Origin of the sequence: Paenactinomyces guangxiensis, from assembly GCF_016055185.1 — a bacterium.
Classification (GTDB): Bacteria; Bacillota; Bacilli; order Thermoactinomycetales; family Thermoactinomycetaceae; genus Paenactinomyces; species Paenactinomyces guangxiensis.
This window is the reverse complement of record NZ_JAECVR010000004.1, coordinates 187,748-212,954: the sequence shown is the minus strand read 5'-3', so window position 1 is coordinate 212,954 and position 25,207 is coordinate 187,748. Positions and strand designations below refer to the sequence as shown.

General features: G+C 43.5%; 26 protein-coding genes. 9 read left to right on the top strand and 17 right to left on the bottom strand.

Translation table 11 applies throughout. The features are described 5' to 3' along the window. Window positions 1-115: 115 nt before the first annotated feature. The 9 genes from kduD to I8U27_RS06485 all read right to left on the bottom strand — a co-directional run bounded on the left by kduD (window position 116) and on the right by I8U27_RS06485 (window position 12,120). Entirely contained in the window at window positions 116-871 is a 756-nt protein-coding gene (kduD, locus tag I8U27_RS06525) for a 2-dehydro-3-deoxy-D-gluconate 5-dehydrogenase KduD (RefSeq protein WP_181751023.1), read from the bottom strand. A gap of 150 nt (window positions 872-1,021) precedes the next feature. Then, on the bottom strand, window positions 1,022-1,855 hold the full coding sequence (gene kduI, locus I8U27_RS06520) for a 5-dehydro-4-deoxy-D-glucuronate isomerase (protein ID WP_181751022.1): 834 nt from the start codon (window positions 1,853-1,855) through the stop codon (window positions 1,022-1,024). 196 nt (window positions 1,856-2,051) lie between these two features. After that, entirely contained in the window at window positions 2,052-4,043 is a 1,992-nt protein-coding gene (locus I8U27_RS06515) for a beta-galactosidase (RefSeq protein ID WP_181751021.1), read from the bottom strand. 363 nt (window positions 4,044-4,406) lie between these two features. Beyond that, on the bottom strand, window positions 4,407-5,441 hold the full coding sequence (locus tag I8U27_RS06510; RefSeq protein WP_181751020.1) for a glycoside hydrolase family 88/105 protein: 1,035 nt from the start codon (window positions 5,439-5,441) through the stop codon (window positions 4,407-4,409). 64 nt (window positions 5,442-5,505) lie between these two features. Next, entirely contained in the window at window positions 5,506-6,354 is an 849-nt protein-coding gene (locus I8U27_RS06505; RefSeq protein ID WP_374057907.1) for a carbohydrate ABC transporter permease, read from the bottom strand. A 2-nt stretch (window positions 6,355-6,356) separates the two neighbouring features. Then, window positions 6,357-7,247: a carbohydrate ABC transporter permease gene (locus I8U27_RS06500; protein ID WP_181751019.1), complete on the bottom strand. Its 891-nt coding sequence runs from the start codon at window positions 7,245-7,247 to the stop codon at window positions 6,357-6,359. A 94-nt stretch (window positions 7,248-7,341) separates the two neighbouring features. After that, window positions 7,342-8,631 (bottom strand): ABC transporter substrate-binding protein, encoded by a 1,290-nt coding sequence (locus I8U27_RS06495; RefSeq protein WP_181751018.1) that lies wholly within the window; start codon window positions 8,629-8,631, stop codon window positions 7,342-7,344. Window positions 8,632-8,792: 161 nt separating this feature from the next. Further along, window positions 8,793-10,352, bottom strand: coding sequence for a response regulator transcription factor (locus I8U27_RS06490; RefSeq protein ID WP_181751017.1), 1,560 nt, complete (start codon window positions 10,350-10,352; stop codon window positions 8,793-8,795). Window positions 10,353-10,356: 4 nt separating this feature from the next. Next, window positions 10,357-12,120, bottom strand: a complete 1,764-nt coding sequence (locus I8U27_RS06485) for a cache domain-containing sensor histidine kinase (RefSeq protein WP_181751016.1) — start codon at window positions 12,118-12,120, stop codon at window positions 10,357-10,359. A 191-nt stretch (window positions 12,121-12,311) separates the two neighbouring features. On the opposite strand from I8U27_RS06485, the gene I8U27_RS06480 reads away from it, so the two are divergent. The 3 genes from I8U27_RS06480 to I8U27_RS06470 are packed head-to-tail and all read left to right on the top strand — an operon-like array spanning window position 12,312 to window position 14,328. Continuing rightward, entirely contained in the window at window positions 12,312-13,268 is a 957-nt protein-coding gene (locus tag I8U27_RS06480) for a hypothetical protein (RefSeq protein WP_181751015.1), read from the top strand. Window positions 13,269-13,324: 56 nt separating this feature from the next. Then, entirely contained in the window at window positions 13,325-13,807 is a 483-nt protein-coding gene (locus I8U27_RS06475) for a hypothetical protein (RefSeq protein ID WP_181751014.1), read from the top strand. 41 nt (window positions 13,808-13,848) lie between these two features. Then, complete coding sequence (locus I8U27_RS06470) at window positions 13,849-14,328, top strand: DinB family protein (protein ID WP_181751013.1); 480 nt, start codon at window positions 13,849-13,851, stop codon at window positions 14,326-14,328. Between the two features lie 101 nt (window positions 14,329-14,429). On the opposite strand, the gene I8U27_RS06465 is transcribed toward I8U27_RS06470, so the two are convergent. Continuing rightward, window positions 14,430-15,245 carry a transporter substrate-binding domain-containing protein gene (locus I8U27_RS06465; RefSeq protein WP_181751012.1) on the bottom strand — a complete coding sequence of 272 codons (816 nt, stop codon included), beginning with the start codon at window positions 15,243-15,245 and terminating at the stop codon, window positions 14,430-14,432. Between the two features lie 233 nt (window positions 15,246-15,478). Here I8U27_RS06465 and I8U27_RS06460 point away from each other — a divergent pair, with 233 nt between their 5' ends. Together I8U27_RS06460 and I8U27_RS06455 are read left to right on the top strand one after the other, a co-directional pair. Further along, window positions 15,479-16,990, top strand: a complete 1,512-nt coding sequence (locus I8U27_RS06460) for a sodium-dependent transporter (protein ID WP_181751011.1) — start codon at window positions 15,479-15,481, stop codon at window positions 16,988-16,990. Window positions 16,991-16,993: 3 nt separating this feature from the next. Next, window positions 16,994-17,098 carry a MetS family NSS transporter small subunit gene (locus tag I8U27_RS06455; protein ID WP_181751010.1) on the top strand — a complete coding sequence of 35 codons (105 nt, stop codon included), beginning with the start codon at window positions 16,994-16,996 and terminating at the stop codon, window positions 17,096-17,098. A 174-nt stretch (window positions 17,099-17,272) separates the two neighbouring features. Here the strand turns inward: I8U27_RS06455 and I8U27_RS06450 are convergent, their stop codons facing one another. Continuing rightward, window positions 17,273-17,890 (bottom strand): DUF2238 domain-containing protein, encoded by a 618-nt coding sequence (locus I8U27_RS06450; RefSeq protein ID WP_181751009.1) that lies wholly within the window; start codon window positions 17,888-17,890, stop codon window positions 17,273-17,275. A 221-nt stretch (window positions 17,891-18,111) separates the two neighbouring features. Between I8U27_RS06450 and I8U27_RS06445 the strand changes: the two genes are divergently transcribed. Then, entirely contained in the window at window positions 18,112-18,534 is a 423-nt protein-coding gene (locus I8U27_RS06445) for a DUF1259 domain-containing protein (protein WP_232345272.1), read from the top strand. 187 nt (window positions 18,535-18,721) lie between these two features. On the opposite strand, the gene I8U27_RS06440 is transcribed toward I8U27_RS06445, so the two are convergent. The 4 genes from I8U27_RS06440 to I8U27_RS06425 form a co-directional block, all read right to left on the bottom strand. Next, window positions 18,722-18,913 (bottom strand): hypothetical protein, encoded by a 192-nt coding sequence (locus I8U27_RS06440; RefSeq protein WP_181751008.1) that lies wholly within the window; start codon window positions 18,911-18,913, stop codon window positions 18,722-18,724. Window positions 18,914-19,079: 166 nt separating this feature from the next. Then, complete coding sequence (locus I8U27_RS06435; protein WP_181751007.1) at window positions 19,080-19,283, bottom strand: cold-shock protein; 204 nt, start codon at window positions 19,281-19,283, stop codon at window positions 19,080-19,082. Window positions 19,284-19,650: 367 nt separating this feature from the next. Further along, a complete protein-coding gene (locus tag I8U27_RS06430; protein ID WP_181751006.1) occupies window positions 19,651-20,700 on the bottom strand; it encodes a sporulation protein in 1,050 nt (349 codons plus the stop codon). A gap of 86 nt (window positions 20,701-20,786) precedes the next feature. Then, on the bottom strand, window positions 20,787-21,383 hold the full coding sequence (locus I8U27_RS06425; RefSeq protein ID WP_181751005.1) for a Uma2 family endonuclease: 597 nt from the start codon (window positions 21,381-21,383) through the stop codon (window positions 20,787-20,789). A 308-nt stretch (window positions 21,384-21,691) separates the two neighbouring features. Between I8U27_RS06425 and I8U27_RS06420 the strand changes: the two genes are divergently transcribed. Then, entirely contained in the window at window positions 21,692-22,033 is a 342-nt protein-coding gene (locus I8U27_RS06420; RefSeq protein ID WP_181751004.1) for a hypothetical protein, read from the top strand. Between the two features lie 394 nt (window positions 22,034-22,427). Here the strand turns inward: I8U27_RS06420 and I8U27_RS06415 are convergent, their stop codons facing one another. Next, window positions 22,428-22,700 (bottom strand): hypothetical protein, encoded by a 273-nt coding sequence (locus I8U27_RS06415; protein WP_181751003.1) that lies wholly within the window; start codon window positions 22,698-22,700, stop codon window positions 22,428-22,430. 257 nt (window positions 22,701-22,957) lie between these two features. Then, window positions 22,958-23,545 carry a DUF2087 domain-containing protein gene (locus I8U27_RS06410; protein WP_181751002.1) on the bottom strand — a complete coding sequence of 196 codons (588 nt, stop codon included), beginning with the start codon at window positions 23,543-23,545 and terminating at the stop codon, window positions 22,958-22,960. 251 nt (window positions 23,546-23,796) lie between these two features. Between I8U27_RS06410 and I8U27_RS06405 the strand changes: the two genes are divergently transcribed. Beyond that, complete coding sequence (locus I8U27_RS06405) at window positions 23,797-24,279, top strand: divergent PAP2 family protein (protein WP_181751001.1); 483 nt, start codon at window positions 23,797-23,799, stop codon at window positions 24,277-24,279. A 22-nt stretch (window positions 24,280-24,301) separates the two neighbouring features. Further along, on the top strand, window positions 24,302-25,138 hold the full coding sequence (locus I8U27_RS06400) for a cobalamin-binding protein (RefSeq protein WP_181751000.1): 837 nt from the start codon (window positions 24,302-24,304) through the stop codon (window positions 25,136-25,138). Window positions 25,139-25,207: the final 69 nt, after the last annotated feature.

Below are 25,207 nucleotides of genomic sequence, written 5' to 3'. Positions count from 1 at the left end.
CATTTTTATCCTGTGGAAGTATTTTTACAGCACAGGGCCTAAATCATAAAATCCTTTTGTGGCTATTTGTCGCCTGATCATCTAACATACCGAAAATTTGATTTTCCAAAGTGACTTATCGGGCCATCCATCCGCCATCTACGCAAAGAATATGGCCGTTCATATAATCTGAGGCTGAAGATGCCAAAAAAATTACAGGCCCTTTTAGATCTTCCGGGAATCCCCAGCGGTTTGCAGGAATTCTCTCCAAAATCTGCCTGCTTCTCTCCTCGTCTTCCCTGATTTGAGCTGTATTGTCGGTTACCATATAACCCGGAGCAATCGCGTTCACCTGAATTCCCTTTGATGCCCATTCGTTTGCCAATGCTTTTGTGATACCGGCTACACCGTGTTTGCTGGCAGTATATCCGGGAACGGTAATTCCCCCTTGAAAGCTTAGCATGGAAGCAATGTTGATAATTTTTCCGGAGCCAACTTTAATCATCTCTCTCCCCACCAGCTGGCACAGGAAAAAAACTGAATTCAGATTCAGGTTTATCACTTCATTCCAGTCTTCCATTGCATGATCAGCAGCTGGAGTTCGCCGGATGATCCCTGCATTGTTGACCAAAATATCAATTTTGCCAAAATGTTCTTTCACTTGCTGAACCACATTTGCCAACTGGGTTTCGTCACCTAAATCAGCCTTTATGGCAATCGCTTCCCGGCCCAGCTTCTCTATGGAACTTTTCGTTTCACCAGCGTCACTGCTGTTCGTTATCAGAGCAAGATCAGCCCCCGCTTCTGCTAATCCGATGGCCATATCTCTTCCCAATCCGCGGGCAGCCCCGGTCACAATGGCTGTTTTCCCGGAAAGATCAAATAAATTCATATTTATCATTCTCCTTTCTTCATTGATACAAAGAACCCACTGAATTTGCCGGGATTGACCCCGGACTTTACTTTGTTAGTCTGTGGACAAAGGATGCCGGGGTCAGAAAGTTTAACGGAAGCTTCCCGTCTCAATGAAACCGGCTGTGTATTATCGCAAATCTTCCATGGGTACGGAATCCATATCGGCAAATATTTGATTTTCTCCGGCCATCGCCCAGATAAACGTGTAGTTGCTCGTTCCTACTCCGCTGTGAATAGACCAACTCGGTGAAATAACCGCCTGTTCGTTCCGCACGACCAGATGGCGTGTCTCATTCGGTTCACCCATAAAATGGAAGACAACCCCATCCTCAGGCATATCAAAATAGAAATACACTTCTGAGCGCCGATTGTGCGTATGGCAAGGCATGGTATTCCACATGTTATTAGGCTTTAGCAAAGTCATCCCCATTACCAGTTGACAGCTTTGCACCCCGTCCGGATGAATATATTTATAGATGGTACGTTCATTCGATGAACTGATGCTTCCCAGATGATTTGGTTCCGCTTCACTGATGGCAATCTTTACTGTCGGATAAGATTGATGGGCCGGAGCAGAATTAAAATAAAAACGGGCAGGCGCTTCGGCATTTTCGCTCCTAAATGACACTTCGCGGTTACCCAGCCCGATATACAAGCAGTCCTTTGTCTCCAGAACATACTCTTCACCGTCAACTATAATGAAACCTCTGGAACCGACATTAATGATTCCAATTTCCCGCCGTTCCAGAAAATAATCTGCTCCCATTTCCTGTGGGTCCGCTTCCAGTTCAAGCGGCTGGTGAACCGGAACAGCCCCGCCGGTAATCATTCGGTCCACATGGGAATACACCATCTTGATTTCCCCCGGAACCATGATGCCTTCCATTAAATACTCCCTGCGAAGTTGATCGGTAGAATATGCTTTTGTTTGTTCAGGGTTTGTTGCATAACGAATCTCCATGTTTTTCAGCCTCCTGGTATAAGATTCTTTTTAAAATGAAAAAAACAAGCAATCAGAAAAATAATCATCTTCTGTGGCAGATGATTCAATTGCTATTAAGATTATTATAAAATAGTTATCGCAGAAATTGGTTGTAATTTTCGTATCTGTTTGAAAACCAGACTGATCCTCTAGTTTCCATTCACCGAACCCATCGTCAGCTGTGTAAGCCAAATACCCGATATTCGTATGTTTCCAAGCGCACAGGCCCGGCCGGGACGGTTCCCCCGTTCAATAAATCGTCCGCCGGGCAAGGCAATTCCAAAGAACCACCGTTTCCGTCCATATTTACGACAACCCATATGATACGTCCCTCCCCAACGCGTGGCGCCACCACCGTTCCCTGTGTTGAATGAAAGCGAAGCGACACTCCCGCCTTATCGGCGTAGTAGCAGAACATTGCTCGCAGCATCTCATCCCCTCCTTTTCCTTGCGGCGTTGAACCAACAAGCACAATTTTCCCTGCCCCCCAGGGTACTTCCTGAATAAAGGCAGCCCCGGGCGTAACACCCCCTTCCACCCATCCGACTGTACGTGTGTTGGAGGTCTCGTCGAATACTGCACTGTAATAACCGAGCGGGGCACGAACGCCAAAAGCGACTCCCTGTGCATTGGTACCGCTGATAGGATACACCGCCCGGGTATGAAAAGAGCATATGCGTTCAAGTTCTCCAAGCGCCGCGTTCGTTGGGACTGTATGTTCCCCTGTGCGATAACCTGTCAGCGGCCCGACGATCCAGATTCCCCCCTGTTTGGCAAAAGCCAGTCCTTTCTCTGTCAAATGTTGGGGCAAATATGGAACGAAAGGGGTCAGCCATAGTTTGTACCCGTCAAGTACTGCCTCTTCAAAGATCAGATCTCTGTGCAATCCGGCCCACATCAATTGGCTATGCCAGCGGTTGACAAGTTGCAAATAATTCAAACGGTCCAACGATTCCGTGCTCAGGAAGACACGTGCCCGATCCGAGTAGGTCATCGCTACCTCCGCTTGCTGCGGTTCACTTTTCAGGATCAGTGGTTCAAGTGCCTGTCTGACTTTGCTGACGGCTTGGACGCCAGGATAACCGACAGACGGTTCCCCCCAGGCACTGAGCACGGACCCGTGCGTCATTTCACAGCCGGACCTCTGTTGCCGCCACAGCCAATGGTTAAATCCTCCTGCCCCAAATGCATAGGCGGCTACCGCTTCAACTTCCAGAAATCCGTTTCGATGCGGTTTCATATAGCCATGCAGGTGTCCATTATGAGATGTGCTGGTTTCCATAACCCAGAATGGAACTCCGGGTTTGACGTTTCTGAACAAGTCATAGTTAAGCAACATGTCTTCATAGCTGTCACAATCCGGATAATCGTCGAACGATGCAAAATCAAGCCGTTTAAACATCCGTTCATTGTCAAGCTTGAACGCCCGGTTCGTATTATGGGTGATTGGAGCATCCGAATATTTGCGAATGATATCTGCTTGTTCCTCCAAAAATTCAGCCACTTTCTCCCTTGCAAACATCTGGTAGGCCGTTGTCAGCGATGCATGATGATAAAAGGGAGTTGGAATCGGCTGCGGCACCTGATCAAATGAAAGATATCTTTCACTCCATACATCCGTACCCCACGCATCATTCAGCGCTTCAATGGTTTCATATTTTCCTTGCAGCCAATAAGGCCACAATGATTTACACGTGTCACAGAAACATTCCCCAACATGACAGTGAAATTCATTGTCGATTTGCCATCCGATCAAGGCCGGATGCCTGCCCAATTCTTTTGCGATGTTTTCCACGATGATGCGGCACCGTTCCCGGAAGAACGGGTGATTCATGCAACAGTGCTGGCGGGAGCCGTGACTCATGCGCTTGCCTTCTGCATTGACATGCAGCCGCTCCGGATGACCATGTGTCATCCAAATCGGGGGAGTCGGTGTCGGTGTACAAAAAATGACATCAATACCCTCTGCATGAAAGCGGTCCAGGATTCTGCGAAAAAAGCCAAGATCGATCAGATCCATCTCAGGCTCCATCCTCGACCAGGCAAATTCCCCAATTCGGACCACATTAATCCCTAAACGGAGCATTTCTTGAATGTCCTGCTCGATCACTTCACTGTTCCATAATTCCGGGTAATACGCAGCACCGTAATATAATTTGTTCTTCATCGTTCCCCTCCCGGTATTGACCGCCGATCAAAATGCCACTCCCCGTACGGGACCCTCCCCATATCTTTTTGAGACAGCCGGGTGTGTTGGATTCACCCAGGAGAGCAGCGGGACTTCAACATCCGTTTTACCACTCCAATTGGGTGTATAATCGAACGTATGAGCGTTTCTTATCCCACTGGTAGTGGGTTTGTTCCTGTATGCCATAGTATGAGGTTCCGGTGGCGAATTAATCTCTCCCCACCGGGTAAAACCATCAATCCTCCACAAACAGTTACCATCCGGTTTGCAGGCTTCCAGAAACACATGGCCTGTATATTTTCGGGTTATCTTCATAATTTGATAAACATTTCTTTTACTCCCTTAATCAAAAACCCTTTTGCCCGTGTTCAGCAAAGCAGATAAAAATGCCAGTGTCAGCCCCTGTCCCCAGCCCTGAATCCGCTTACAGGGAACATCCTTGTATCCCTGTACATCGCGCATCACTGCCGTACCGGCGGAAACCCGTGTAACCGTGCCGTCTTTTGTGATTTGCTCCAATATACCTTGAATCGATTTTTGTACGTATTTGTTATATAAAGAACCCCTGGAGAGCAGGGCTGTCGCTATTCCGGCCGATCCTGATGTTTCAAGGTATGAGGCAGGGTCGGTTAGCACTGTGTGCCATAATCCCGTTTCAGACTGCAGACGAACCAGCGCAGCCAGTTGATCACGCAGCGAACCGTCGATGATCATGAAGGAAGGGTGCGTGACATGCACGATATCCAGAGCTTTTGCCATCGTCAAAGCTGCCCATGCATTCCCGCGTGCCCAGAAGACGCCGGACATGTGATTTTGTGCAATATTGTCCCAACCATGGTAATACAAATTGGTGACCGAATCCTGCAGAAAATTTTCATGTCCGTGATACTGTTTCAAACCGTCTTCAAAATAATCTTCCCTGTCAAGCAAAGAACCGATCCGAATCAGGAAATAGCCTGCCATCATCATCGTATCTACCCACGCCTGTTCCGGAAAGTTATACGTTTCCGAATTGACGGTGTGCTGGAATACACCATCTGCAAATCGTTCAGCGTCATTTTTTAAAAAATCTGCCATTTGAGTCGCAATATCAATATATTTTTCATCGCCTGTTGCCTGATATAACGATAGAAGAGAATGGCCAATGGCAACCCCGTTGATCGACAGCCTGGGCAGTCCGTCCTCCAGTTTTTCGTCGACCCAATCTTTCAAGAGATCGAGATATTCCGTTCTCCCTGTCGCCCCATAGGCTTCGGCTACGCCATAAAAAGCGACTCCCGCCGGCCAATCCCAATTAAAATCCATCCGAAATGTACGATGCACAACACGATCAATCACTTTACGAATTTCATCTTCATCGAAAATCAGTTTTGGCATTGAAATGCTCCTCCTGTCTATTCTGTTCATCGTGCTGACGGTGCCGTATTACCGGCATGGAGGCCTAACCTTTTAGCCCACTGGTGCTGATCCCCTGGACAATGTACTTTTGGAAGAAGAAAAAGATTAAAATCACCGGAATCAGTGAAACAACGGACATCGCAAACATGGCCCCCCAGTTGGAGGTTGTTTCGGAGTCTAAAAACATTTTCAGAGCCATCGACACCGGATACAGTTCCGGCTTGTTCAGATAAATAACCGGATTGATTAAGTCTTCCCAGCGCCAGTAGAAAGAAAAGATCGCAGAGGTAGCCAGAGCCGGGGTAATCAGGGGCAGAATAACCCTGAAAAATATGCCGAATTTGCTGCAGCCGTCGATCTTGGCCGCTTCATCCAGTTCTGTCGGGATCGTGCGGATAAACTGCATGATCAGGAAGACGAAAAAGGGAATCCCAAAATATTGGGGTACCACTAACGGTTTAAACGAATTGAGCCAATCAAGCTTCGCAAACAAAATATATTGGGGGATCATGACTACATCGTGAGGCAGCATCATCGTCAGCATCATACAGGTAAACCAGAACCTTTTCCCGAAAAATTGCAGACGGGCAAAGCCATAGGCGATCAAAGCGGATGAGAGCACCGCCCCGATCGTGGAAAGTACAACAATAATCAAGGAATTCATAATAAAGGTCCCAAATGAGTGACCACCGATTCCCTCCCATCCAATCACGTAATTGACCCATACCCACGGGTCGGGAATGAGGGAATGAGCTGTTACGAAAATACTCTCACTTTTCTTAAATGAACTCATGAACAACCACAACACCGGGTAAAGCATCAGTACAGCAAGCCCCGCGACAAAAAGATGGTAGATGATTTTTTTTGGTTTTAGACGGATCGCCTGCATCATGATCAGCCTCCCTTCGACTCATAATGAACCCAGTAAGATGATGTCTTAAACAAAATGAAGGTCAGCAAACCGACAACTGCCAGCATGACCCAGGCCATCGCCGATGCGTAGCCCATCTGGAAAAAGGAGAACGCTTTTTGAAATAAATACAGGGAGTACAGCAGCGTTCCGTCCAGCGGCCCTCCTTCTCCTTTCGAGATGATATAAGCAGGGGTAAAGGTCATAAAACCGGAAATTGTCTGCATGACCAAATTAAACAGGATAATGGGGCTTAACAGCGGCAGGGTGATTTTGAAAAACCGCTGAACACTGTTGGCACCGTCCACGCTGGCTGCTTCATAATAAGTCTTTGGAATGTTTTTCAATCCAGCCAGAAAAATAAGCATCGAAGAACCGAATTGCCAGGTGGATAAGACGATCAATGTCCACAACGCAGAGATCGGATCCTGATACCAGAAAATTTTTTGATCAACCCCAAGGAAAAAAAGCAATGCATTGATCGCTCCATCATTTCCGAAAAGATTCCGCCACATGATGGAGACTGCCACGCTTCCGCCGATAATGGAAGGAAGATAAAAGAGAGTTCTATACAACCCGACAGCCCTGGAAGAGGTGTTCAACAGCATCGCTATGAACAGGGCAAAACTCAGCCGAAGCGGCACCCCGGCCAGAACATAGTAAAACGTGACTTTGACCGAATTCCAATACTTCTCGTCATCCAAAAACATTTCTTTGTAATTGTCAAGTCCGATCCATTTGGGAGAGGAAAACAGATCATACTCGGTAAACGATAAATAGAAAGATGCCAGAATGGGCATCAGTGTAAAGACTAGAAAACCTATGATAAACGGGGAGATAAAGATATAACCCGCTATATCTGAGCGCAATTTCATTTCATCAACTCCTTCACCAAAACCGGCTCATTCGGGGTTAAAAGTGTGATAGCTGATCAGCCGGCTATCACACTCGAATTCTATTCTTTCAACATCAACTCTTGTTCCTTGCCAGGATTTTATTCGCCTGCTGTCTGAACTTAACAGCCCCTTCTTCTGGCGTTATCTTCTTAAACAGGATCTGATCAGACACATCTTTAAGCGCTTTCATAACTTCCGAAGCGCCTACCGGATCCATTGGACTAAGGGGGCTGCTGTTTTTTGTTACCTTATCCACATACTCAAACACTTTGGCTTGTTCAGGAGCCAGAACCGGTTTGATCCCCTCCGCAACTTTGGAGGAAACAGGGACCCCTCTGTCTCCTTTGATCAACTTATTGGCCTCAATATCATTTACAAAAAAGTTGATAAATTTTGCTGCTTCTTCCTTATGCTTGGAGTTTTTCGCAACGGAGAAGAACATGCTGGGTTTCAGAAACAACCCTTCTTTTTGTCCGGGACCGGGAGGCAAATGCAATTCCAGCGGCTGTTTGACCAATTGGGCATATCCGACATACTGGTTTGACCAATTCCACGTCATCGGGGCTTTCCCTCTGACAATAATTTCATCCTCAAACCCTTTTATTTGCGCCGTTACATCCGGGGTGGGAAACGCTCCTGCTTCTACCAGCCTCAACTGCCGCTTAAAATACTCAACAAACAAGGAATCATCGCTATATCCTAGGGAAGTGCCATCCTCACTGTACATATGCTGTCCTTTTGTTCTTAAATAGTAAGGAAAAAACACGTCGGGCGGATGCATCCCGTTGGTACCGTATATATTCAGTTTGCTCTTCACCCCGAGAGCCATCTTCTCGAAGTCGTCCCAGGTCCAATCCGGCTTTGGCGGATCGAAACCTGCTTGTTTCAACTTTTCGTCATCTGTGATGACAGACAGTGCCGTAACTCCCAGGTTGAATCCGAGCAACTTGTTTTCATACATCCCGGTGGAAAGTGCGTTTTCATTGATCGAGCTGACATCGATGGTGCCGTTCTTGGTGTACTGTGTCAAATCTGCCAGTTGTCCCTTTTGGGCATACTGGGCAAAATATGAGGTGTCCATTTGGATAATGTCCGGCAATTGACCCGCTGCCGCCATCGGAGCCAGCTTTTTCCAATAATCATCCCAGTTGGCATATTCTGCTTCAATTTTCACATGGGGATTCTGCTTCTCGTACATCTCGATCACTTTCAGCGTGTAGTCGTGCCTGGGCTGACCACCCCACCAGGCTATGCGGAGCGTGACAGATTCTCCATCGGATGACTCAGCATTCTGCGCGCCGCTGCACCCGGTAAACGATAATGCCACTACCAGCGACAATAATGCCAATAAAACCTTTCTCATTGCTTTCTCCCCTTTATACAGCTTACGAAGAGTGTTTATATCTATTATTCTAGTTGGGTTTGTTATAAGTTGAATCCAAAAAACCAATCCAATTGTTCAAAAAACAGACAATCTTGAAATAATAATAACGAATGGGAGCAGGTCGTATGACCTGCTCCCTGTTAATCCGTGTCAAAGTGCTTCCTATACTCAGTAGGAGTGCATCCGACATATTTTTTAAACACCTGGCTGAAGTATTGAGGATTATTTTTGAACCCGAACATTTCCGCCAGTTCAAATATCTTCACATCATCTGACTGTTCAATCACTTCCTTTGCTTTCTCGATCCTGACTTTCGTAACATAGCTGGAGAACCTGTCTCCCGTTACTTTCTTAAACAGCTTTCCAAGATAATCCGCATTCATATAGATCATTTCGTTAGCGACCCAGGTTAACGAAAGTTCAGAATTGCCCAGCTGCTCATGAATAATCTCAACCACTTTACTTATAATCGCTGATTGCTTATTTTTGTTTCGCTTATAATTGCTCATCGTGATTTCTTTGGCGGTCTCACGGAAAAATGAGCGCATCGCCTCAAGAGTTTCCATCTCAATCAGCATACTGATTTTAGCCATATAACCGTTCATCTGTTCAGACTCACACAGTCGAATCATGGCGACAAACAACTGAATCACATAAGATTTGGTTATATGCATGTCAAGCCGCAGATTCGCCAAATTGGCAAAAAACTCATTCATTTCCCTGTTTGCATCTTCCCATCGACCTGATTTGACAAACATGTAAAATTGTTCCTCGTTAAAGGAGAATGCCACGTTTTCAGTTTGGTTCAAGTGCGTGATATCCTTCTTTGTAATGAGACTCCCTTCCCCCAGGTAAAACCGGTAGTTGAGGCATTCCAACGTTTCCGTATACAATCGCCGTGCGTCGCTAATGTCTCCTGCTTCACTCAATGCAATCGTGATATCAATTTTGTAGTATTCAAAAAAAGCATTCCGAACAGCATGAATGCGCTCGTGAAGTTCTTCAGGTTCAACAATGTCTTCCACAAGAATCAATACATATTCACCAACGATGGAACTCAGCACGGGGACTCCCAGGATTTCTTCAGCGATGTTTTTCACCGCAAAAATATGTTCAAATTCAAATGAACCTTCCGGGTGGAACAGAACCAGTCTCACTTTCCGGTTTTCAAAATTGAGATTGAACAATTTCCGGTAGTATTCCCAGTCTCTGACTCCATACGTTTTATTGGTGACAAACTCTTTTAGAAACTGTTCCTTCACATGTGGCAAAGCTAATTTCAACCGATGCTTCATATTCTTAATAAATTGTTCCTTGCGTTCCCTCTCCTTAAGTTCACCCACCAGTTCCTGTAGCGCTTCCTTGATTTTGTTTTCATTGCAGGGCTTTAGCAAGTAATGTTTTACCCCGTATTGCATGGCCTTCTTTGCATAATCAAATTCACCAAATCCCGACAGAAGGATAAACCGGATTTGGGGATGGTCTTCATAAACTTTCGATACCAGCTCCAAGCCATCCATACCCGGCATTTTGATGTCGCTGATCACGATATCCGGCTGATCCCGGGTGATTTGTTCATAAGCATCCAGGCCATTGCGGGCAGTTCCGGCCAACACTGTCTGCAAACTCTCCCAATCGATGATGCCTGCAATTCCCTCCAAAATATTTCTCTCATCATCCACTAGCAATACCTTATACACATGTTCACCCTTTCTGATGTGGCAGTACAACACTCACACTGGTTCCCCGGCCCGGTTCACTGCTCAACCTGATTCCATATGGTTCCCCAAATGCAAGTTTGATGCGTTCATCGATATTCTTCAAACCTACCCCGTTGCCTTTGCTGCGTACTTCTCCCTGTTGCACTTTTTCCAGGAAGCCGGGGTCCATACCGGGACCATTATCCTCAACAATTAACATGAGATTTTTTGGTGTATCTTCAGCTCTGATAGTAATTTTGCAGGGACTGACCATTGGTTCCAAAGCGTAGTGAATGGCATTCTCCAGCAAGGGCTGCAAAGTGAGTTTCGGAATCTGATTATCTTTGATTTCCTGCGGAACCTGCAAATGAAAATCAAGCCGCTCCTCAAACCTGAATTTCTGTATGGTGATATAATTATGGATGATTTCAATCTCTTCACCAACTGTGATCAAAGGTTCTTTTAGACTGATCGAACTTCTTAATAAAAAACCAAGAGCCTCTACCATTTGAGAAATTTGTGGTTGGCGGTTCATTTTGGCCAGCCAGTTGATTGATTCCAATGTATTGTACAAAAAATGGGGATTGATCTGCGCCTGAAGTGCTTTAAACTCTGTTTCCTTGATGGTAAGCTGCTTTGCATAGTTTTCGGAAATCAGATGATTGATCTGTTGAACCATAATTCCGAAATTCCGGTACAGTTGCCCGACTTCATCCTTCTGAAGAGAAGCGGGGCTTAATAAGTCTGTACTGGCCTTATGAAAATCCCCTTTTTGCACCAGTCTCATTTTAGAAATTAAATGTTCGATCGGGTCAGTAAGACTCTTCGCAAAGTTCATTCCCCACGCGCTTACCACTGCAAAAATCATAATGAACACCAAAATCACGAAGTTCTTCATAACTAATATTCTTTCAAAGATTTGTCTAAACGGGAACACATTCAAATAGGTCCAGTTTGTATTATCGGATTGAATATGCGCGATAAAGTATTGTTCCCCGTTGATTTCTTCGGTTCGATAACCCTGTGGAAACTTCGATAACAGTGATATTTGAGCCTCGCTCAGGAAGGGATTTTGCGGGAAGATGATCTCCTTTCCGGACGCAACAATCAGCCCCCCATGCAGTTTCTCTGATCCTTTCGCGTGATCCTTCACGATTTTCTCTATGTCAATTCGAATGATCAACGTTCCCAGCTTATCCAAACTCAAATTTGTAAAAGATCTTACCTCCCTTGCCGCAATCAGGGAAAAATCGGTGTCATCCGGGTATATCCAACGAATTGTGCCCCTTCCCTTTGCCGAATCAGCAATGATTTGTTCCCTCTTTCCAGCTGGAGTCGAAATCGTTTTAACACCTGCCGAATACTCTTCGCCTTTCAAGCCGAATAGATGGATGGATAAAATATTCTTTTCTGAACCGGCGTATCCGAACAATTTTTCCAGAAGCTTTGTCCGTATTCGGAATCTCTCATATTCTGATAAATCCCCGTTCAATTTCTTCAGATCACTTTGAATGCGTTCATCAGCAATGATATTAAAAGACAGTTTCTCAATTTTTTTAAGTTCGCTTTCGATCACGGTTGAAGACAGAGACAACACCTGGGCAGATTTCTCATAAATTTGTTCATCATAGATGTTGTACGCATATTGCAGAATAATTTGCGTTGAGGAGAACGAAATGATTACAATGAGTGAAATTAAAATAAACATTTTGTATTTGATCCTTAAGTTTATATATAAATTTTTTACTAGTGGGAATATTTGTTTCATCCGCACCCCTCCTCCCGATCCATCTCCATTTGCCGAATGGTTTAATTGACCGTTTATACTAATCGGAAAAAACAAAAGGAACATTCAAAATATCCTTCATGATATAACTAATATGTACAAATCATTCTAATATTTTTATTTGAGACTAAGCAATATGTTAAAATGATATAAATATTTCATAATTATTGGCGGTGATTCAAATCAACGATAAACCAAAGAAAGACAAAGAGTCTGAGGAATCCCAGTTTGATCTGAGCGGAGATGCAAATCAGGTCAATATTAGTGAAGAGACCAGAGACAGTATCCCTGAATCATATAGTCCTGACAAAACAATCAAAACAAAAGCAATCCTGTATCTGCAAGAGTTCAATAAAACTATGGAAGCCGTGGATTTACCAGAAGAAGAAAAACAGGAACTGATTGCTTTGATCGCCGAGGTGGAAAAAAGTTTAAATTATGATCATCCGAACCATAAACTTCTTAGAAAAATGATGAAAAAGATGGAACAATACCGTAGTTTGGCAGAGCCGGAGCTTATTGAGAAATTTGTTTTCACAGCAGAATATATCATCGGGACAAACTTCCAGGTGATCGAGCTTTTCTCTCGGGATACTGCTGCACTAAGCCGGGCAAATCCCGCATCCAGTGCTACGATCGTCGAAAGGCCTTCATTTTTGAATTCAGAAAAAGCGTCCGGCAAAGGGGACTCGCTCACATCAAGCATCGTTCTCGTTCAAATTCAACACCTGCAGGCATTGCTAAATGATCCAGATACCCCCTACCAATGTGCCTATAATCGCATTTGTATCAACAATTTCATCAATGAAATGATTCAAATCACCAATGGAGAGGTCACCCAGCTGGATGAAGAAACCTATGAAATACGAAGCAAGTATCTTGGGGATGAAGCCAAAAAGGTGAGTCGTCTGGGAATAGCATTAAATAAAAAAATAAACGGGTCTGTGCTCATCAGTGTCAGTCATGGAAAATATTCAGCTGAAGCGCGTTCCAATGCCCGCCATTTACTGGAAAAAGACAGAGAAAACCGGAAGCAACAGAAAGAAATCATTCCCCTTGATGCTTACATCCGGGCTGAAGCTAAAAATATCGCCCGTTTCCTGCGTGAACACGAGGGGGAATGGAAATGAGCAACAACACTCTCCCCCGGACAGAAACGGAATTGGAGAAATTGGTAAAATTCGCTTTGGAAGAAGAGGCGATTAGGGAGTTTTTTGAGGTGCTGGGAGAAGATGTTGAATCCATTGCCCCGCAAGTAAAAGAGAGAGCCAGGCAATTTCTGAGAAAAAGCGGGATCATTGAACAGAAAATGTTAAAAACCATTGCAGATCACTACGCTCAAAAATCCCTTGGTGCCGAAGGCCCATCGCCAAAAGAGAATGGGAGTTCAAACCTCAATGAAGATAACAAAGAAATAAAAATCTCTATAGCAGATTCTGAAAATGGAATAAAACCGGATCAAACGCCTGAAACAACAAAAAAATCCAGAAACAAACCAATTTTAGGCTTTATATTTTCAAGTATCATGCTTATTTTTTCAATTATCTTCAATTATACCATCAACGAAAAACTATGGCCTTTAGTCGCTCTGTGTTTAATGATCGCACTGGGGTTCCTTGCCTATCATTACCTGTCCTCCGATAAGGATGATACGGGGATGGATGTTTAACCGATCTCTATATAATACAAGTATAAGGAGAGCCGGAAAGAATGGATATACTCATACAGCAATACGACTGGATTCGACGGACAAGAGAGGTATTGTTCTGCTATTGCGAGACCCTGTCCCCCGATGATTATGTGAAGGAACTTGAAAGTTTCGGGGGCGGATCGATCCGAAACCTTCATGTACACATTGCCGATTGTTATCGATTCTGGCTGGGAAACTTTGCTCTCAAAAAGCCCCTTGCAAGAATAGAACCGGAAACGGTTAAGGATGTGCAAGAAATGCGCCGGCTTTTCTCGCAAACGGACAGCCTGGTTGAGGAATTTTTCCATCAGTTCAGGAATCGGTGGGACCATCCTGCTAGCGGCACTGTCTCCTGGAAAGAAGGAAACGTGGATCTAACTCCGCTCTGGCTCTATACACACACGATCACGCATGAACAACACCATAAGGGGCAAATGGTATCGATAAGCAGACATCTCGGCTATACCCCGCCGGATACGGATCTTGTCTTGCCTTTCTAACACTTGCTATCCGGCTTTACTGCTGCGGTGGACCGTTGAACGGGGAGTTCTTGCCCGGATTCCCCATTCATATACCTCTAAAACTTCTTTTCCGGTCTGGACTATTTAATCCATTTCCGTTCCAGTTCCTTAAATTTTCCTTGTAACTTCATCTCCTCCACCCAGAGATTAACCCAGTTTTGAAAATCTAAATCTCCCTGGTGCATGAGATATCCTTTTTCATGGATTGTAAAGGGCTGATCAGCCAGCGCGGCATACAAACGCTCATCTTGTTTCGCATAAAATCTGGCCTCAACACTGTCTGTAATCATGACATCAAATTTCCCTTCTGCGACCATCTGAGGGATATTCAGATTATTTTCCACCACAGTTACCCTGGCTTTTTTGATGTTCTCCTTTACAAACTTCTCGTTGGTTCCGCCGGGGTTTACTCCAATTTTGACTGAAGGCTGATCAATGTCATTCAGGCTTTGAAATCGTTCTTTATCTTCCTTCCGTATCAATGGAGATTTCCCATCCCGTATATATGGAGCCGTTAAATAAGCGGTCTTCTGACGTTCCAGATTTCTGGTGATCCCTCCCATCGCAATATCAAATTGATCTGTCTGAAGATCTTTCATTAAAGTCGTCCAGGATGTTCGCACAAATTGTACCTTGACTCCCAGATCCTTTGCCAGCATCTTCGCTGCATCAATATCATAACCTTCATACTGTTTGGTTTCAGGATTCCAGTAGGTGAACGGCTTGTAATCTCCGGTTGTTCCAATCCGTATTTTACCCCGTTCCAATATTTGATCCAGCCGGGATTTTACCGGTTTTTCGGCTGCCGGCTCCTCTTTCTCCTGAATAAAAAGTGTTCCCAGTCCGATGACTAACAACATTACACTCACAACCAAAACCATAACTGGCTTCCTCATACAACCTCCCCCTTTCTTAATAATAAATTACCACTCTTCAAAAAAATCCACACCCCTCCGCTTGGACAGTGAGTGTAGCGGTCAAATACCTATTAATCCGGACAAGGAATGGACCTGTAGTACAAAAGTCATTTATAATTTGTTATAATTCGATGATAGAAAACAAATGGGCCAAGCCCATTTGTTCAGATTTTTTTAATTTATCCCTCAAATAAACCCAAGGAGGAACATTTATGGTACAAAAGGATCAATGGGGGTCCAGAGCGGGCTTTATCCTGGCAGCCGTCGGTTCGGCGGTCGGTCTCGGAAATATATGGCGTTATCCTTACGTCGCCTATGAAAACGGAGGGGGAGCATTTCTGATCCCTTACCTGGTGGCCCTCTTTACAGCCGCTATTCCCATATTGCTGTTTGAATATGCGATGGGACATAAAAGCAGGGGTTCAGCTCCGTGGTCATTGCACAAATTGTCAAATAAATTAGAATGGATTGGCTGGTGGCAAGTTCTTGTAGCCTTTTTCATCGTCACTTATTATATGGTTATTATTGGTTGGGCAACCAGTTATACCTATTTTTCCTTTGGGACTCAGTGGGGAAAAGATACAGAAGCATTCTTTTTGAAACAATATCTTAATACAAGCGATAATTTCTGGAGTTTTGGCGGAATTCAGTGGAAAGTATTAATCCCGGTTGCCATTATTTGGGCTCTGGCTTACCTGGTTATGCGGCGCGGGATCAAAAAAGGAATTGAAATGGCTAACCGCATTTTGATTCCGGTTCTTGTTATTATGTTGATCTTGATTACACTACGGGCCATCACCTTGCCCGGTGCAGCCAAAGGGTTAAATGTGCTTTTAACTCCCGATTTCAGCAAAATCCTGGACCCTGCTGTATGGATTGCGGCATATGGACAGGTTTTCTTCTCTTTAAGCATCGGTTTTGCAATTATGATCACTTATGCTTCCTACTTGAAAAAAGACAGCGATTTGTCCAATAGTGGCTTGATTGCCGCTTTTTCCAACAGCGGGTTTGAGTTTCTGGCAGCCATTGCTGTTTTTGGGACCCTCGGATTTTTGGCCCAACAACAGGGGGTAGCTGTTGAGGAAGTGGTATCTAACGGTATTATTTTGGCATTTGTGGTATTTCCAAATATTATCAATGCCTTTCCGGGACTAAATTCGCTATTTGGTGCCTTATTCTTTGGTTCCCTGATTTTTGCCGGATTTACGTCAGCCATTTCCTTGTTGGAGCCCGGCATCTCGGCCTTCCAGCAAAAATTCCGCCTCAGCCGTAAAGCGGCTATCAACTGGGTTTGCGGGGGCGGCTTCCTGGTCAGTGTTGTGTATACGACACAGAGCGGCCTGTCCGTGCTGGACATTGTGGATCATTTTATCAACAGTTACGGTATCTTGTTAAGTGCACTTGTATCCGTCATCTTAGTTGGCTGGTTTGCCAAACAGCTGCCTTCGCTGCAAAGCCATATCAACAGTGTATCTGATATCCGGATCGGTTCCTGGTGGGTGATTACACTTCGGTTTATCGTTCCGGTGGTACTCGGGGGCGTAATGATTCAAAATATTATAGACGAACTGACAAAACCGTATGGCGGTTATCCTGTGGGCTCTCTGGCTACTTTTGGCTATGGGCTTGTCATCTTATTGATACTTGCCGGATTTGTCCTTCAAGCCGGCAGCTGGCGGGGGATGGAACCACAAGAAAAAGTGTCCAAACAGAAAGGGGCATAAAAGATGAGTGTCGGTGCATGGATCATGTTGTTCCTGGGAGCAGTTTTGCTCTGGGGCGGATTAGCCTATTTTCTCTTCCGTGCCTATCGGTCTAATCAACAAAAATAATTTTCTATATAATTGCAGCTTTTATTGTAAATAAAACAATCCCTCCCCTGATTCCCAAAGGCGGAGGGATTGTTGTTGTTTGAAAGTTTGCCGCAGGACGATGCCAAATATCAAATTGTAAGTTCTTGTCTTGTCCGTCTTAAAGAAATCATTTATTTTTCTCGATCTTATTTTTTAAAATCGATATGACCTTTTTTGAATCAAATGATCATGCCACTTGCTAAAAAAAATTACAATAAATAATGATCCCAATAAGGCGCATAACATATCCCAGTGTGAATCCCACTGATCACCTTGTGTTCCCAAAAATGAATCTATATCTTCTTCCATGATATGAGCATAAGAAACCTCAAACAGCTCATATCCCGCACTGATGGATAAACTGATGCTGATCAGGATGAATGATAACCATCCTCTTTTTTGGACTACATTTTTTCTAATCATGATTTCCCTGAAGAAAATAGTTGGGACCACCCCTTGAAAAAAATGGCCCAACCGGTCATAGTGATTCCTTGATAAGTGCCAGGCATCCCGAAGATCATTAAATAAAGGGAAATTCCCGTACGTGTAATGTGCTCCTGCAAAAATAATAATGATCCCGATAAAAGCAAAAAAATAGGTTATGGGAGTAAAGGGGAATGTACGGTAAGTTACCACAAGTACAATTGTCAATAAAACACCCGGAATGATTTCATAAAACCAGACCATGCGATTAACAGGATGAATAGCTGACCAAACAAATAAGAATAATAATATAATAAGCATAAAAACATATATTTTTCGTTTACTCATCCTGTCCCCTTCTCTTCATGTTCATATTCATCATTAATATGAAGTAGGATACTGATTAATATGCTTTTTAAATTTTAGAATAGAATATACGGAATCATCGGTATTTTCATCTGACGGAGCAGTTTTTCCATTGATGATTTTTTCAAAGAAACAGAGCACAATTTTTTTAACTTGGACAAATACATTTCCGAAGACTTCTTTTCTGTCATAATCTTTAGCAATTGACAGAAAGGAGGTTATCTAAACTGAATGCATTGGAGCGGCTCTGCAACCAATTTGCCCGGATTGTAGATGGTCAACCCAGTATCTTCAACGGGGTTTGTTTCATTCAAAAATTTCGGCCCATTCGTGCTACCATATTGGGACAGCGTACCCGATCCCCGCTGGTACTGCCTACATTTTTCACATTTGAGTCCATCGATCGCCGGGGACGTGCCCTAAACCTGGGTGAAACAGTAATCTTACAACAGGAAATCAATCCCTTTATTTCTGCACTAAGAAGGGGCGGAATTATAGTAACCTCTCTTCATAATCACTGGTTGTTTGAACAACCGCGACTGATGTATATCCATTTTGAATCGGTAGAAAATCCGATCATCTTTGCCAGAAAAGCAGCTGCAGCCCTAAGGGTACTGCGCAAATAACTGTTTCCGGTTTAAATGGAGGTTCTGTCAAGTCTTGTAACCATGGAATTACGGTACAGCGATTTTTCAGAGCTTTATCTTAGCCCTTTGAACACCTTGTTCACCGGGCTGACTCCGTATGCCTGACAGCATAACAAAGGGAGGGAACTACGGAAATGATTTCCTCCCTTTCCAGTAATAAACATATTTAAAAATGCCACAACTGTGTTCTCGTTTGCTTAGAAAGATCTGTTAGACGATCAATAAGTCCGATTAAACCAAGTTTCATCTTCACCGCCACAATTAAATTTTTCATTTGTTCTTTCAAAGAAACGAAAAGAAAACATGATGCTTTCTTTGTAAAATTGTTGGCAACATGAAAAACTGTTGTCTTACCCATTTTAATCTCCTTATGCTTAGAAAAGTTATATATTTTCGCCAAATAGCATCACCAACCTTTTTATGAGTATTAACTGTTTATTCTCTTTTTTTGCAGTAAACATATTTAAAAATAATCCGATGACACAAAAAAACTGCCCGATGACGAGCAGTTTTTTTGCGGAAAATTATAGTTTAATTACATTTTCTGCCTGAGGGCCCCTGTTTCCCTGAACCACATTAAACTGAACGCGTTGCCCTTCATCCAGGGATTTGAACCCTTCCCCCTGGATCGCACTAAAATGGACAAAAACATCGCTTCCGCCTTCTACCTCAATAAACCCGAATCCTTTTTCGGGATTAAACCATTTGACTGTTCCAGTCGTTGTCATAAAATACCCTCCAATATTCATTCTAAATATGCTTGTCATATTTACCGAAGCAAATAAATTTCACATACCATAAAGAAATACCTTAGTATGAAGTGATAATTCTTTATGATATGTGAATTATGTACTTCAAATATGAAATTAAGAACTTAGAATCAAAATGACAGCTGCGTTAAACTTTTGAAAACCTGAAACATTGAAAGCCCTGCCTCTCTTTCACCGTATGGCTCCAACGGCCGCCAATGTGAATCCAGCATTCGAAAATAAAACTCGCTTCATTCATTCCTGGTTATTCAAGCATTTAATTCATTCTATAATATCCAGTTACTTAAATCAACCCCCTTTCACATGGCATATCCATTCTTCCTCACTACATCTTGCACATTTTCCAAGCTCCAAACCCGTTTCCATCGACATACGGAACACGATGACGCAAGTTGTCGGCTGCTGCCAAAGGCAGATGATGTCGGAAGATGATGGAACCATCCCTTTGAATCGCTTCAATCTTTTCCCGATGTAATTCTACAATTCGTTTCACAATTGCCAGACCAATTCCGGACCCATGTTTTGAATGCGATTTATCTCCAGTCATGAACATGTCAAACAGCTGCCCAAAGGTATTCGGATCAATGGGTTCAACGGAATTGCCTATTTGAACGACTGCCATATTTTTTCTGTCTGAGTTTCTATCGTGACTTCTTCGGGCCTTTTTCCATAAGATCATTTTCAGTATATTATCAATATAGAAAAAACAGTGGAATACTTTTCTCTCAGCCAGATCCGGTTGAGCCGCTAATGAGGTGCGTCTGTCCAACTCATACTCCACTTCCAAAAAATCGTCAGTGATCAGGGCTGGCTGATAAGCAAACCAGATTTCATCGTACTCCCCTTTTAACCAGCCGGTTGCATGAAACTTGATGCGTTGCTCTTTATCAATTCCACCCGTATATTCTTCTTTCTGGTGTACCAGACCCAGCTCACGAAGTGCATCCAAAAAGTTTTTTAAGAGTCCCACCGGCAAAACATCGACATAATCAACGTCCTCGGCGTCAGCTCCATATTTAAGCTCTAAATGGGTTTCAAAATAATAGCGGGTAGAAACCGATGAGACGGGCAGATACTTGGGGCAGGTAAATACAAAAGGATATTCCCGAACCTGCCCCGGCTCTATCGTAAAGGTCTCAGACGTAATGGGGATTGTTTTGATTTTTTCTTTTACCCCGACACGATTGCCCGCAACCGTATAGTGTGATCCCAAATAGAAATCGACAGATAATCCTTCCACCCGCTGTTCGGCGCTCCCGCCTTTTAATACGATTGTTCCGGTCACTTTTTCTCCCATTGTAATCGCGGGTTGATCCAGCAAAAGATCCACTTTTGCTGCTCCTAATCCCATGGAGGCAAAAAAGTTTTTGATCATCGATGCAGAGCTCCTTTTTTAGGATATCGCTTACTTAAGTCTAACCATTCCCACCCCGGACCGTCCACAAACTTGCGACTTTCTCATTAAATCAAATCGAAAGGCTCATCCCCGAACACATCATCCAAATTTACTTCTAAATCCTTAAAAATACTTACCTTAAATTGATCTCCCCTGGCATAAACCTGTCTTTCATCAAATTGGTCTACTCCCAATATATACACTTCAATATTTTCATTATAGGGATCAACAATCCAGTACTCTTTCACCTTATAGTTTTCATACAGGTCGTATTTATATATTTTATCTCTTTTCGCCGATAAACCGGGGGAGAGAACTTCCACGATTAAATCAGGGGGTCCCTTGCAGCCCCGTTCGTCAATTTTTTTCCGGTCACAAATAATCGACAGATCTGGTTGCACGACATTAAAGGTTTCCCTGTCGGAGTCGTTTTCAGACAATCGCACTTCAAAAGGTGCCAGATAAGCTTTGCATGTTTTTCCCTTTAAATAATTAAAAAATAAACCGAAGATGTTACCTAAAATTTCCTGATGCCTGGAGGAAGGTGCTGGAGCCATATTATACGGGATTCCGCTAATCAGTTCCCATCTTTGGTCATCATTCCACTTCAGATAATCATCATAAGAGTATTTTGTATTGGGTTTAAAAGTCGGGACTTTCATGAAAAACACCTCCCTTGCTGATATTATATACCAAATCTTAGGAGTAAGCTTCTTCCATCCACCGGATGCTGTAAACTAAATTTTTTGCCAAAATGCCTGTACACAAACCTCAAAAACATGTTCAGAAAAATCCACGGAATCTTTCTCGAATTTTTCCATGAAGTGTCGACATTTATAGATTTAATCATAACATTCAAGTTTTTATTTTCAAACAATAGAAGGATAAACTAAGGAACATGACGTACTTAATTAAAAGCAAATCACAGGGAACCTGTTTACTTCAGAACCTGTATTTTGAGGAGGAAATCATGTCAGTGAAACAGACCAAGGTGGAGTTCACCATCAAAGGCTGGTTGTACGATCACGTTACTTTGAAATGGAAAGACGGTCAACTGATGAGTGATCAAACGGAGGTTCTGCAAGTGATTAAAAAGAGGATCCAGGAGCTGGAAGAGTCGAAGGCATTTATCCAGTGTCCTGAAACCGGCTTGTTTTATACGGACAATTATTTAAAAGAGCCATTTTGTGCTTATCTTGTGCTCAAGCATATCCTGGATGTGATTTATGAGGAGCCGGATAAAAAGGAACTGCTTCCTGTTTCACTCAGCGGAGCAGACCCCCGGCTACTGGTAAAAGAGACTGCTGGCTGAGGAAGGGCCTGCAGTCTCTGTCTCTTGTACCGGAAGCGGGGAGTTTATGTTCCGGACATGTTGTTAAATTTATTTTGCTTTATATGAAAGCCATTTTTAAGAATTTTTTTTGATAGTAACATATAAAAACGTTCCCTATGACCCCGGGTAACGTCACTGAAAATCCTTATATAAACATTTCGCCGGTTCACGTCATCAACGTAAATCAGCGTTCAAATCATCGTCAAATAAATGTTCATTCTCATTAAGCAACGGGACCCGACACGAATGATCCAGCACGGATTTAACCTGTGTGCAACTGCCGGAAATGCCACTTCGGCAAGGTGCTTGACGACAAAATATATAGCGCTCTTATCTATCTCCGATAGCCCAAACCAGGGGTTGTTCCTGAAGGCTATTCCTCATTCTCTTTTGTTTTTAAAAAGTCTGAAGTTACACGTTGCTTTTTTGCCTTATGCAAGGCGGCCTCCATTTTTTTTCGTGCCAGAGTAAGCTCGTATATAATCGCTTCTTCACAGATGCAGTCTAAAAACCCGCTTACCATTCCACAATAAGGACATGTAAGCCCTTTATTCACATTATCATTTTTAGTAAACTTAAAACGACCGTTGCATTGAGGACATTGAAGTTCGTTTAGGACTGGCAATGGGTCATGTAGATCCCACATATATTTCATAGCTCCTCTTGGACATCATTTGAATGAGTAATAGAATTCTATCACTAACTTCGGACTTGAGCAAGTATTCTGATATATAACAATCAAAAAATGTACAACTTGTTCGATACATTTATTCTAGCTGAAAATGTAAATTCCTGCTGCCGATTTCCATTTAAATGCAATTTTCGACAAATATGTATAAAATGATAAAAAGCACCCTTTCCAGGTGCTTCAACTTTATATGACAGTATTATCTGTCCCTGCACTCATTCAATCACTGACCACATTTCTTTCGGATTCAGCTCATAGAATCCGTCTTCCCGATACATATACTTATTTACAATCAATTCACGCCGGATTGTCGCGTAATCGTCAAAGTACTGTTTAATATGTTCATTGATTACTTTTTCCGGGTATTTTTCACCCATTTTTAATCCTTTACAGATCTCTTCAAACACAATTAACTTTTTCTTCCGCTGTGCGGGTATATTCTTCAATTTCCCTTCAGCCGTAAAGAAATTTTTAAGTACCTCTCTACGATATTTCTGTTTATTTTCATCCATTTGATCATACCCCTTCGTCTGATGAAGGATCGTCTGTAAAGTTGCCTGTGATTTCCTCTCTAAACTATGCATATCCAGGTGAAAATAAATCGTATTCTTTTCTCTTTTTTCCTTGACCAGCCCCGCTTCACGCAATTTGCCCATGTGATGGGTAATCGTAGGGGGCTTAACTCCCAGCTTGCCGGCCAACGCCTGCCCATGCAACGGTCCTGAAGAAAGCAGACACAGGATGCGAATGCGCACCGGATCCGCAAGCGCCTTATGAAAAGCAATCAATCGTTCCAGTTGCAAATCAATCACCATCTAATTTCAGATTCATCTAATTAGATGATAATCTAATATAATCTGCTTGTCAACAGAAGAAATCTGCTCCAATTTAACATGAGATTCATAATAAGATATAATAAAATAGTTTAGCGTATCGCTATGTTATCAACCATACTATTAGCCGACCATATATCCGCAAACAACAGTGATAATCAAGGACACGGCCCGAAAAGATTCTCTCCTTGAGGCAGGAATGAAAGGATGGCATTTTGTTTATGTTGGGTGAGCTATTGACTAATTTTCCGTTATGGACCTCCCTGATTGCGATTACCTTAGCCCAATTTTCAAAAGTCCCGTGGAACTACACAATCACTAAGAAATGGGACTGGAACTGGCTGATCAACTCGGGCGGAATGCCAAGCGGTCATACGTCAGCCGTAACCTCACTGGCAACCTCCATCGGCCTAACCAAAGGATGGGACTCATCATCGTTTGCAATTGCCACCATTTTCGGTATTATCGTGATGTATGACGCAACCGGGGTTCGACGTCAGGCAGGCATGCAGGCGCAGGTTTTAAACCAGTTAGTGGAGGATTTTGCTGTTTTACTCAATGAACTTCGTCATCTGACGGATAAAAAATCGGATAAAACGAGGGTAAAGTTAAAGGAAATCCTGGGTCATCAACCAATTGAAGTTTTTACGGGTGCCTGGTTCGGCATTATGATCGCTTTAGTGATGTATTGGCTCTGGTATTAAAAAACTTCCGGGGAGGCTTTGTATGAAAAGAATTGTATCCATCTGTCCCAGCAATACAGAACTATTATATTTTCTCGGTCTGGACGAGCAGGTGGTAGGATTGGACGATTATTCGGACTGGCCTCCTGAATGGGATGGCCGGCCCCGCCTTGGTCCCGATCTGGATATAGATATCGAAAAAGTCAAATCTTTGCGGCCGGATCTCGTCATTGCTTCTTTAAGTGTTCCAGGGATGGAAAAAAACATTGAACGCCTGAAGCAGACAGGCTTACAATATATCGTCCTAAATCCGAAGTCTATCCCGGAAATAGCGGACGATATCCTGTTACTGGGTGAAGCCCTTGGACTTAAAGAGCACGCCCGCCGGGTCGCTCAGCAGTTCACTGATGAATTGCGACAGATTCAAGCTCATATTCCCAGCGGAGCCCCGCCCGTTCGCCTTTACTGGGAGTGGTGGCCCAAGCCGGTATTTACTCCCGGACGGAAAAATTGGCTGACAGATGTAAGCCGGATCGTCGGGGCAGTCAATATCTTTGAAGATATGGAGCGGAAGAGCGTGCAATCCGACTGGGGAGAAGTGGCAGCCAGAAATCCCGATCTTGCACTTATTGTATGGACAGGTGTCCCCCTCCGCCGCGTCAAAAAAGAGCTGATCACTTCGCGTCCGGAGTGGGAAGGGAAGCCTTTTGCGCGGGACTCCAGTGTCCATATCCTTGAAGAAGGATGGTATTGCCGCCCCTCACCCCGTTTGCTGACAGGAATCAAGTTTTTAGCCCACCTTCTCTATCCCTCTATTTTTCGAGCTCCTGATCCTGACCGGCCGTTTCAAAATACAATCATAAAAAAAACTGCCGATTAGGCAGTTAAGGGCGATCCATTTCTCCTGCAGTGATACGTTTAGCCCCTTCAGACGAAGGGGCTCCTTTCC